Raw genomic sequence first — 9,978 nt, forward strand, 5'->3', positions numbered from 1 at the left:
ATGGTCATCATTCGCACTACTTTCGGCGAAATCAAACTCGAACTGGACGCCGAAAAAGCGCCCCAGACCGTCGCTAATTTTATCTCCTACGCCAAGGACGGGTTTTACGACGGCACCATTTTCCACCGCGTCATCGACAATTTCATGATTCAAGGCGGTGGCTTTGATACAGACATGAACCAAAAGTCCGTTGGCGAGCCGATTGAAAACGAAGCTGACAACGGCCTCAAGAACGACTTCGGCACCGTGGCCATGGCCCGGACTATGGATCCTCACTCCGCCACAGCGCAGTTTTTCATCAATGTGAAAGACAATGACTTCCTCAACCACTCTGGCAAGAACATGCAGGGCTGGGGCTACGCCGTGTTCGGCAAGATTACCGAGGGCTCCGAAGTCCTGGACAAGATCCGCGCAGTGCCCACTGGCTCGGCAGGCGGTCACCAGGATGTTCCAGTGGATCCTGTCATCATCGAATCTGTGGAAATCGTTGAAGACTAAGTGCCACGCACGCTCTTCATATCCGACCTCCATCTGGACAGCTCCAGGCCCGGTGTCATCCGGGCCCTGGCGGAACTTCTGCAAGGCAACACTGACTGTGAAGCTCTCTATATCCTCGGCGATCTGTTTGAGGTCTGGGTGGGGGACGATGACGACACCCCACTCGTGTCGGAGATTCGCGAGCTGTTCAAGGCGTTCACCGCGGCGGGCCCCTCTCTCTACCTGATGCACGGCAACCGCGATTTTCTGCTGGGCGACGATTTCGCCAAAAGTTGCAACGCCGAACTCTTGTCCGACCCGACCTTGATCGATCTCTATGGCACTCCCACCCTGCTCATGCACGGCGACAGTCTCTGCACTGGCGATGAGGAGTACATGAATTTTCGCGCTATGGCTCGCAGTGAAGCCTGGCGCGGCGAAATCCTGTCGAAATCACTGGACGAGCGCCGCGCTATTGCGGCACATATCCGCGCGGCCAGTAGCGAGGGCAACTCCAACAAGGCAGAAGACATCATGGATGTCACTCCATCGGAGGTTGATCGGGTTATGACGGATGCCTCTGTGAGCCGTCTAATCCACGGTCATACGCACAGGCCAGCCCGCCATGACGTCGCTCGGGGGGAGCGTGTTGTGCTCGGCGACTGGGAGGCCACCGGATGGTACATATCGGCTTCTTCAGGCTCTTTTGAGCTTATTAAATTCAATATAAATCAATAAGTTAAGCCGGGAAATTAACGTTATTTATATTTCCATGGAATCATCAATCCGGAACCCCGCTATGGAACCGAAACTCATCGTCCGGTAACTCAATCAGTTCGCGCTCTGCCTCCAGTAGAACCTCCAATCGCTGTGCGACTTCGCCCCCCGAACTGGCCTCCTCTGCGAGCTTCAGGTAATCCATGAAGTGCCGCGACTCCGATTTCAGCAGAGAGGTGTAAAAATCAGCCAATTCATCATCGAGCTCGGGCGCTATGCATGCAAACCGCTCACAGGAGCGAGCCTCGATGATCGCGCCCACCAGCAAGGTGTCTACCAAACGTCCAGGCTCATTGCCCCGCACCTGCTTGCGCAGCGCCCCAGCGTAGCGCGCAGCAGAAATTTGGCGATAGGTCACGCCGCGCTTTTTCATAATGCCGATCACCTGTTCGAAATGTCGCAACTCCTCTCGCGCCAGGCGTGAGAGTTTATTGAGCAGTTTGTGGTTGTCGACATAGCGGTACATCAGGTTCAGTGCCGTGCCAGCTGCTTTTTTCTCACAGTTGGCGTGGTCGATCAGCATAACTTCAGGGTTCTGCAGGGCCCAGTCCACCCAGGCGCGCGGGGTCGGGCAGGCGAGGAATTCGAGTATGTGGCTGATATCTGCGATTTTACTCATGGGGTTTCACTGGAAAACAAGTCGGGGACGGCGATATAGCGGTCGTAATGGGCCTGGGATAGCAGCAGGTACTCGGCGTCGATCTGCTCGCGCAAGTCCAATAGCGACACATCGCGGCACTTGAGGTCCACTTCAAAGCCGAAGTCTTCGGGAACCGCAATCTGCCCTGCCCCGGCTTTGAGCAAACTGAATAGCCAGCAGTACTCATCGTGATGGGGAGTGAAGCGCACGTTTTGCACCTCCAACTGCCACTTGAGTAATCGGCCATCGAGAATCCGCAGCTTGTTGCTCACACACTGCGATAGAAAACCGGCCAGACGCGTATCGACGATGCGCTTTTGCTCTTCTGTGTAGCCATTCCAATCGATGACCTCATGGCTGAAGCGTTTGCATCCGCGACACACACTGTCGCCGATGCCTGTGGAGCAGACACCGATACACGGGGTTTTGATACGGGGTTGTAACATTCGCTGGAAACGGCTGGTCGATAGGACGACGAGTGTAGGGTATCACCAGGATGAATGCACGATATAGGGCCTGAGTCGTTTAAATTATAAGCCCTCTGATATATACTTTGCGCCGTTTTTTACTCTACCGAGACCTCCTGCCCCTACCCCCCGGCAAGAGGTCGCCTTCAGTCGATAAAGGAGCTCTACCATGAGTCTGTATTCCGAATATCTGGAAGAAATCGCGACCCGTAAAAGTGAACTGGGCCTGCATCCCAAGCCAATCGACAGCGCCGACTTGCTGTCAGAAATCATCGCCCAGATCAGAGATACAGAAAATGAACACCGCGAAGATTCGCTGAATTTCTTCATTTACAACACCCTGCCTGGTACCACCAGCGCCGCTGGTGTCAAAGCAGCATTCCTCAAGGAGATCATCCTGGGTGAAGCTGAGGTAGCAGAGATCACACCAGAGTTTGCTTTCGAGCTGCTCTCTCACATGAAAGGCGGCCCCTCCGTTGAGGTCCTGCTGGACCTGGCCCTCTCCGATGACGCCCAGCTCGCCAAGCCTGCAGCAGAAGTTCTGAAAACCCAGGTTTTCCTGTACGAAGCAGACACCGAGCGTCTAGACACTGCCTACAAAGCCGGCAACGCCATCGCAAAGGACATTCTGGAGAGCTACGCACGCGCAGACTTCTTTACTGAACTGCCCGATATAGATGAAGAGATCCAGGTCGTGACCTACATCGCCGCCGAAGGCGACATCTCCACCGACCTGCTCTCCCCGGGCAACCAGGCACACTCTCGCTCAGACCGTGAGCTACACGGCCAGTGCATGATCACTCCGGAAGCGCAGGCTGAAATCAAAGCACTGCAAGCGCAGCACCCCGCCGCGAAGGTTATGCTGATTGCCGAGAAAGGCACTATGGGTGTGGGTTCATCGCGCATGTCCGGTGTTAACAACGTCGCCCTGTGGGCCGGCAAACAAGCCAGCCCCTACGTACCCTTCGTCAACATCGCGCCGGTTGTCGCTGGCACCAACGGCATTTCACCTATCTTCCTGACCACCGTCGGCGTTACCGGCGGCATTGGCATCGATCTGAAGAACTGGGTCAAGAAGCTGGATGCTGACGGCAATACTGTGAAGGATGAGAATGGCGATGCCGTACTCGAGCAGGCCTATTCCGTAGACACAGGCACCGTGCTCACCATCAACACCAAAGAAAAGAAACTTTACAACGGCACGCAGGAGCTGGCTGACGTTTCCTCCGCATTTACGCCGCAGAAAGTCGAATTTATGAAAGCCGGCGGTTCCTACGCTGTGGTGTTCGGCAAGAAGCTGCAAAACTTTGCGGCTCAGGCCCTGGGCATCGAAGCCCCCCTAGTCTTCGCCCCCTCCAAGGAAATCTCCCACCCGGATCAGGGTCTGACAGCGGTAGAGAAGATCTTCAACAAGAACGCGGTGGGCGTTGCCACTGAAGAAGCCCTGCACGCTGGCTCCGACGTACGCGTCAAGGTGAACATTGTGGGTTCCCAGGACACCACTGGCCTGATGACTTCGCAGGAACTGGAATCCATGGCCGCCACCGTGATTTCCCCCAGCGTCGACGGCGCCTACCAGTCCGGCTGTCACACCGCATCTGTCTGGGACAAGAAAGCGCAGGTCAACATCCCCAAGCTGATGGCCTTCATGAACAAATTCGGTCTGATCACGGCCCGTGATCCCAAGGGCGTTTACCACGCCATGACTGACGTGATTCACAAGGTGCTGAACGACCTCACCGTGGACGACTGGTCAATCATCATCGGCGGTGACTCTCACACCCGCATGTCCAAGGGCGTTGCCTTTGGCGCCGATTCCGGCACGGTTGCCCTGGCCCTGGCAACAGGTGAAGCGACCATGCCTATCCCCGAGTCGGTCAAGGTGACCTTCAAGGGCGAGATGAAGAGCTATATGGATTTCCGTGACGTGGTACACGCCACTCAGGCACAGATGCTGAAGCAATTCGGTGACAATGTGTTCCAGGGGCGCGTTATCGAGGTGCACATCGGGACATTACTCGCCGACCAGGCCTTCACGTTCACCGACTGGACTGCAGAAATGAAGGCAAAGGCCTCCATCTGCATCTCCGAAGACGAAACCCTCATCGAATCACTGGAAATCGCCAAAAGCCGCATCCAGATCATGATCGACAAGGGCATGGACAATGAAGCTGCCACGCTGCAAGGCCTGATTGATCTGGCTAACGCCCGCATCAACGATATCAGGAGCGGTGCTAACCCCGCTCTGGCACCGGATGAAAACGCTGAGTACTTCGCGGAACTGGTTGTCGATCTGGACGAGATCGCTGAACCCATGATCGCCGATCCCGACGTGAACAATGAAGATGTTTCCAAGCGCTACACCCATGACACTATCCGTCCGATCTCCTACTACGGCGGCACCAAGAAGATCGATCTGGGCTTTGTGGGCTCCTGCATGGTGCACAAAGGCGATATGAAGATCATCGCCCAGATGCTGCGCAATATCGAAGCTGCGAATGGCAGTGTCGAATTCAAGGCGCCCCTGGTGATCGCCCCACCCACCTACAATATCGTCGACGAGTTGAAGGCTGAAGGTGACTGGGATGTGCTGACCAAGTACGCCGGCTTTCAGTTTGATGACACAAACCCCAAGGAGGCAGCGCGCACCAGCTACGACAACGTGATGTATCTGGAACGCCCAGGATGCAACCTGTGCATGGGCAACCAGGAAAAAGCCGAGAAAGGTGATACCGTAATGGCCACCTCCACTCGCCTGTTCCAGGGTCGCGTTGTTGAAGACAGCGACGAGAAGAAGGGTGAATCCCTGCTCTCGTCAACGCCTGTCGTCGTACTCTCTACCGTACTCGGCCGCACGCCGACCATCGAAGAGTACAAGGCTGCGGTGGACGGTATTGTCTTGACTGACTTTGCCCCTCCGACCGAAGACATGACGGTCGAAGCCTCTCCGATTAAAATCGTGAACGGCTGACACAGCGCCCGACGGCACTATCAAAAAGGCCCGCTTCATTTGAAGCGGGCCTTTTTTTATTCAGGAAGCGAGTTTCTCCACTGCCACAGGTGTGCCATTAAACGCCGCATTGCCACTGACCGGATCCACCCTGCCAACATCCGTGAGCGTATTGATACTGATCCCCGGCTGCCCTTCGGCCACCGACATTTGAGTGCCCTTGCGGTTGTGTCCCCATCCCTGGGGAATGCTGACAACACCGGGCATGATGTGATCGTCGACTTCCACGGGCATCTCAACACGACCGTTTTGGGAGCGCACCGCCACAGTGTCGCCCGCAGTCACACCCAGCTTTGCTGCATCCGCGGAATTCAACTGCAAGGTCACTGGGTCGCGCCCCTTAATCAAGCGATAGGAATTGTGCGTCCAGGTGTTGTGGTTGCGGGCAAGCCGCCTGCCGATCATCGCGAAGGGGTATGCCTCGCTTGCGCCGTCTGACATAAACTCGCGCAGGCGAGTCAGGTCTTCGAGGAAAATCTCCGGCGCCAGGAATATATTGCCTTCAGCTGTTTTCAAGCGCTCATCCAGCCAGGGCTCGAGCGGCCCAAGATCGATACCGTGTGGATGCTGTCGCAACTTCTCGAGGCTCATCCCCTCACCGCCGTAGTGCCCGTGGGTGAGGGCCATATCCAGAATCATCTCCGGCGTGGTGCCGTCATCAGGTTTGCCGGTCAGCGCCGTCGCCAGCAGTTTGAGTATCTGCCAGTCGGGTTTTTGATCGCCGGTTTTCTCGAACAAAGCCTCGGAAAACTTCACCGTATTGCGCACGGCAAAACTGTTAAAGAATACGTCGAAATGCGGCACCTCAAGGCCATGGGTCGCAGGCAAAATAATATCGGCATGCCGTGTGGTTTCGTTGATATAGATATCCACCGCCACCATGAATTCCAGGGACTCGAACGCTGCATCCAGTCCATCACCACCGGGCGCGGAAAGTACCGGGTTGCCGGCGATCGTGAACATCGCCCGCACCTGTCCTTCTCCGGGCGTAAGAATCTCCTCCGCCAACGTTGCCACTGGAAACTCACCATTGTTGTAGGGGAGCTGGCGCACTCGAGACCGGTAGCGTCCAAAGGAGCTGGGCTTGCCGCGAGGCGTATTGGCCAGCAAATCGAAAGCAGGACGCGGGAACATAGCGCCACCGCGACGATCGCAATTACCGGTGATGATATTGAGGCAATTGGTCAGCCATTGGCAAAGGGTGCCAAAACTCTGGGTAGAAGCTCCCATACGGCTGTAACACACAGCGGAGGGAGCAGTGGCAAATTCCCGTGCAAGGCGGCGAGTATCTTCAGCCGGTATACCGGTTCTCTCGGCTATGGCTTCAGGCGTAAATTCTGCCGCCGCTGCCTGCAGTGTGGCGACACCTTCTACGATAGCTGACAGGTGGCCGAGCTCGGCGAGGCCCTCCGCGAAAATCACGTTGATCAACGCCATAAGGAATAACGCATCCGCCTCTGGGCGAATAAACACATGCTCGCTGGCAATTTTGGAAGTCTCAGTAAAACGAGGATCGACCGTGACGACCTTGCCATCACGGGCCTTGATATCCTTGATCCGACCCGGCACGCCCGCGGAGGTCATCATACTGCCGTTGGACACGACAGGATTGCCGCCAATGATCATCATGTAATCGGTGTGGTCGATATCAGCGATGGGAATCACCATGCCTGCGCCGAACATGTAATTCGCGGCAACGTGGTGAGGCAACTGATCCGCTGAAGCAGAACTGAAGCGACTGCGCGACCCCAACGCCTTGAAGAAATGCTGGAACATGAGCGCGTTGCCGAAGTTATGCGCATTCGGGTTGCCCAGGTAAACGCCCACAGCGTCTGCGCCATATTCGTCCTGTATGCCGCGCATGCGGCTACCAATCTCAGCCATGGCTTCGTCCCAGCTGATAGATTCCCAGCCCTCTGCGGTGCGCTTCACCGGCGTCTGGAGTCGGTCCGGATCATGGTAGTAGTCTTGCAGCGCAACCGCCTTCGGGCAGATGTGGCCGCGGCTGAATACGTCGTCTTTGTCAGGCTTGATCGCAATAACCTCTGTGCCCTGATACTGCACCTCGATCCCACACATGGCTTCACATATATTGCAGGTGCGATAGTGTTTCTGTACTTCTGACATTGCTGCTTACCTTTTATCTATTGCCTATCAGGCGGTTAAGTGCATCTACCACGTAGTCCGCGTATGCCTCGACATCCGTGCCTGCACTGCGGAAGTACCAGGGCTTGAGATACCAGTCGTCGACCACAGCCAGAACGGTCGCTGCGACCAGCTTTGGCGCAGCACAATCGTAGTCTCCTGCCGCAACACCCTCCTCAATCATTGACGCGAGGGAGTCCACCAGGCGTCGTTCTACATCTTTGACCTGTCCCTTCTGTTCCGCCGGTGCATTCTTGGTCTCCATGAAGACAAAGAAATACCAGGGCCGGAACAACTCGGTCATGTACACCTGCGCCCTCACATGCGCTTCAAGACGCGCATGGCGGGCTTCACCAGGGGGCAGCAGGACGCGGTTGATTTCGGTAAACGTCTGACCCACGAACGCAATCAGCATAGAGGAAAACTGATCCTTGCTGCCAATATAGTTGTATACCCCGCCCATGCTGATTCCGGTGGCGTCGCACAAGTCGCGCGTGGACATGGCATGAAAACCACGGTGGGCCGAGATATCGAATATAGCCTGGACGATCAGCTTTAACTTGGGCAGCGCCTGGGCCTCACTCCGCACCTTGATCCGATCGCGGTTCGCCTCAAAAAAGAACTGGTAGACGTTATCCTCGTTCAGCGGCAAGGTCGCCAGGAACGCCTCGAAGCTCGTATCTTCCGGCCAGCGGGCCGCCGCCTGCTTTGCTACTTCCACGGGGCGAATCCTCCATCATTGCCCGATCACTGGAGCCAGACTATAACTCAAAACAACTTGACGAGCGAGCGCTCGCTCTTTTACTATCGCGCGCATCTGATTTACAGGAAGAAGCCCCATGCCTATCCCAGAGACCTACCACACCGCCCTTCTTGGCATCCTCGTCGTTGTAACAACCCTCGTGATACAGATGATGGTCGCTGCGGTCAGTAAAGCCAAACAGCCCGGCGCGATACCTGGAAAAATGGACGCTGAGCTCAGCCACAGCTCGTTTGTATTCAGGGCGAATCGCACTTTCGCAAATTCGATCGACAACGCACCCGCACTTCTTGGCGCGGCAGTTCTGGCCATTTTAGCGGGCGCTGGCGCCACGTGGGTCGCGATATGGATCTGGGTGTACGCACTTGCGCGTATCACCCACATGGCGCTTTACTATGGTATCTCTACCGAGAAGAACCCCAGCCCCAGATCCCACTTCTTTATTCTTGGGCTGATAGCGAATATCGCCTTAATCATACAAGCCGGCCTGGCATTGACCTGAACAGGAACTCCGACCCCATGAAAGACAATCGAGAATTCGACGTCGTAATCTACGGCGCCAGCGGCTTTACCGGCCAACTCATAGCCGAATATCTGGCGTCTCGCGCCGCACAGGAGAGCGGACTGCGCTGGGCTATCGCCGGGCGCAGCGCTGACAAGGTCGCTGCGGTCGCCGCCGAATCAGGCCTCCCTGCTGACCTGCCCATCATCGCCGCAGATTCCGCTGACCTTGAGGCCATGAATACACTGGCATCGCGCACCAAGGTCATACTCACCTCTGTGGGGCCCTACCAACTGTATGGTTCACTCCTGGTTGAAGCCTGCGCTACCAACGGCACCGACTATGTCGACCTCTGCGGCGAGCCGAACTGGATGCGCGAAATGATCGACAAGCACCAGGAAGCTGCGCAGGCATCCGGCGCACGCATCGTTTTCTCATGCGGCTTTGACTCGATTCCCTCGGATCTCGGCGTGCACTACCTGCAGACGCAGGCGAAAGCGAAATTTGGCACTCCCCTTCCCCAGGTTCGCGGCCGTGTTCGCGCTATGAATGGTGGGGCTTCCGGCGGTACCGTCGCCAGCATGCAGGCCACCATGGTCGCCGCCATGGAAAATCCGGCCGTCGGCGCTCTGCTGAAAAACCCATTCGGCCTCGCAAATCCAGAATTCGACGGCCCGAAACAACCCTCCAGCCACAAACCCTGTTTCGACGAGGGGGTCGGAAGCTGGGCTGCTCCTTTTGTCATGGCGGTCATCAATATTCCCAACGTACATCGCTCCAACTTTGTGCAGGGCTTCAGTTACGGTGAAAACTTCACTTACTCGGAAATGATACTCACTGGCCCCGGCGAAAAAGGCGAGAAAATTGCCAACGCCATGGCCGTGCCCTCTCTCACGGGAAATGGCGACACCCCGCAACCCGGCGAGGGCCCAAGTCGCGAGGAACAGGTCGCTGGAAACTTCGACATCCTGTTTATTGGGGAAAACGATAGCGGAGACACCCTGCGCGTCTCTGTCACCGGCGATCGTGATCCGGGCTACGGTTCTACCTCGCGGATGATTTCAGAAGCGGCACTCACCCTGGCGATGGACAACGTCGCAACCCCAGGTGGTATATGGACGCCCGCAGCAGCGCTAGGCGACAAACTAATTGATCGGCTCGGGGCCCATGCCGGTCTCGAATTCAAGGTGGAGTGACAGC

The 9,978-nt window shown here is 56.4% G+C and carries 9 protein-coding genes; 5 read left to right on the plus strand and 4 right to left on the minus strand.

Annotated features, from left to right (window positions below; all coding sequences use genetic code 11):
• The gene (locus EY643_RS11175) at positions 1-498 is read left to right on the plus strand and encodes a peptidylprolyl isomerase (protein ID WP_152662279.1); all 498 of its coding nucleotides are present in this window, start codon (positions 1-3) and stop codon (positions 496-498) included.
• Positions 499-1,215: a UDP-2,3-diacylglucosamine diphosphatase gene (locus EY643_RS11180; RefSeq protein ID WP_152662280.1), complete on the plus strand. Its 717-nt coding sequence runs from the start codon at positions 499-501 to the stop codon at positions 1,213-1,215.
• 43 nt (positions 1,216-1,258) lie between these two features.
• Here EY643_RS11180 and EY643_RS11185 read toward each other — a convergent pair whose 3' ends face one another.
• Together EY643_RS11185 and EY643_RS11190 are read right to left on the minus strand one after the other, a co-directional pair.
• Positions 1,259-1,873, minus strand: a complete 615-nt coding sequence (locus EY643_RS11185; protein ID WP_152662281.1) for a MiaE family protein — start codon at positions 1,871-1,873, stop codon at positions 1,259-1,261.
• Positions 1,870-2,340, minus strand: coding sequence for a DUF1289 domain-containing protein (locus EY643_RS11190; protein ID WP_152662282.1), 471 nt, complete (start codon positions 2,338-2,340; stop codon positions 1,870-1,872). The genes EY643_RS11185 and EY643_RS11190 overlap by 4 nt, the downstream gene beginning before the upstream one ends.
• Before the next feature lie 190 nt (positions 2,341-2,530).
• Here EY643_RS11190 and EY643_RS11195 point away from each other — a divergent pair, with 190 nt between their 5' ends.
• Positions 2,531-5,332: a bifunctional aconitate hydratase 2/2-methylisocitrate dehydratase gene (locus EY643_RS11195; RefSeq protein ID WP_152662283.1), complete on the plus strand. Its 2,802-nt coding sequence runs from the start codon at positions 2,531-2,533 to the stop codon at positions 5,330-5,332.
• Between the two features lie 60 nt (positions 5,333-5,392).
• Here EY643_RS11195 and EY643_RS11200 read toward each other — a convergent pair whose 3' ends face one another.
• Both EY643_RS11200 and EY643_RS11205 read right to left on the minus strand, forming a co-directional pair.
• Positions 5,393-7,498 (minus strand): molybdopterin-dependent oxidoreductase, encoded by a 2,106-nt coding sequence (locus EY643_RS11200; protein WP_152662284.1) that lies wholly within the window; start codon positions 7,496-7,498, stop codon positions 5,393-5,395.
• A gap of 13 nt (positions 7,499-7,511) precedes the next feature.
• Positions 7,512-8,237 carry a TetR/AcrR family transcriptional regulator gene (locus EY643_RS11205; RefSeq protein WP_170287367.1) on the minus strand — a complete coding sequence of 242 codons (726 nt, stop codon included), beginning with the start codon at positions 8,235-8,237 and terminating at the stop codon, positions 7,512-7,514.
• A 118-nt stretch (positions 8,238-8,355) separates the two neighbouring features.
• Here EY643_RS11205 and EY643_RS11210 point away from each other — a divergent pair, with 118 nt between their 5' ends.
• A complete protein-coding gene (locus EY643_RS11210; protein WP_152662286.1) occupies positions 8,356-8,778 on the plus strand; it encodes an MAPEG family protein in 423 nt (140 codons plus the stop codon).
• A gap of 17 nt (positions 8,779-8,795) precedes the next feature.
• Positions 8,796-9,974 (plus strand): saccharopine dehydrogenase family protein, encoded by a 1,179-nt coding sequence (locus EY643_RS11215; RefSeq protein ID WP_152662287.1) that lies wholly within the window; start codon positions 8,796-8,798, stop codon positions 9,972-9,974.
• Positions 9,975-9,978: the final 4 nt, after the last annotated feature.

Source organism: Halioglobus maricola (assembly GCF_009388985.1).
In the GTDB taxonomy this organism is placed as follows: Bacteria; Pseudomonadota; Gammaproteobacteria; order Pseudomonadales; family Halieaceae; genus Halioglobus; species Halioglobus maricola.

Excerpts from the sequence above, each read along its gene's own strand:
- EY643_RS11200 (WP_152662284.1), bottom strand. The coding sequence starts at position 7,498 with ATGTCAGAAGTACAGAAACACTATCGCACCTGCAATATATGTGAAGCC.
- EY643_RS11210 (WP_152662286.1), top strand. The coding sequence starts at position 8,356 with ATGCCTATCCCAGAGACCTACCACACCGCCCTTCTTGGCATCCTCGTC.
- EY643_RS11195 (WP_152662283.1), top strand. The coding sequence starts at position 2,531 with ATGAGTCTGTATTCCGAATATCTGGAAGAAATCGCGACCCGTAAAAGT.
- EY643_RS11175 (WP_152662279.1), top strand. The coding sequence starts at position 1 with ATGGTCATCATTCGCACTACTTTCGGCGAAATCAAACTCGAACTGGAC.
- EY643_RS11190 (WP_152662282.1), bottom strand. The coding sequence starts at position 2,340 with ATGTTACAACCCCGTATCAAAACCCCGTGTATCGGTGTCTGCTCCACA.
- EY643_RS11215 (WP_152662287.1), top strand. The coding sequence starts at position 8,796 with ATGAAAGACAATCGAGAATTCGACGTCGTAATCTACGGCGCCAGCGGC.
- EY643_RS11185 (WP_152662281.1), bottom strand. The coding sequence starts at position 1,873 with ATGAGTAAAATCGCAGATATCAGCCACATACTCGAATTCCTCGCCTGC.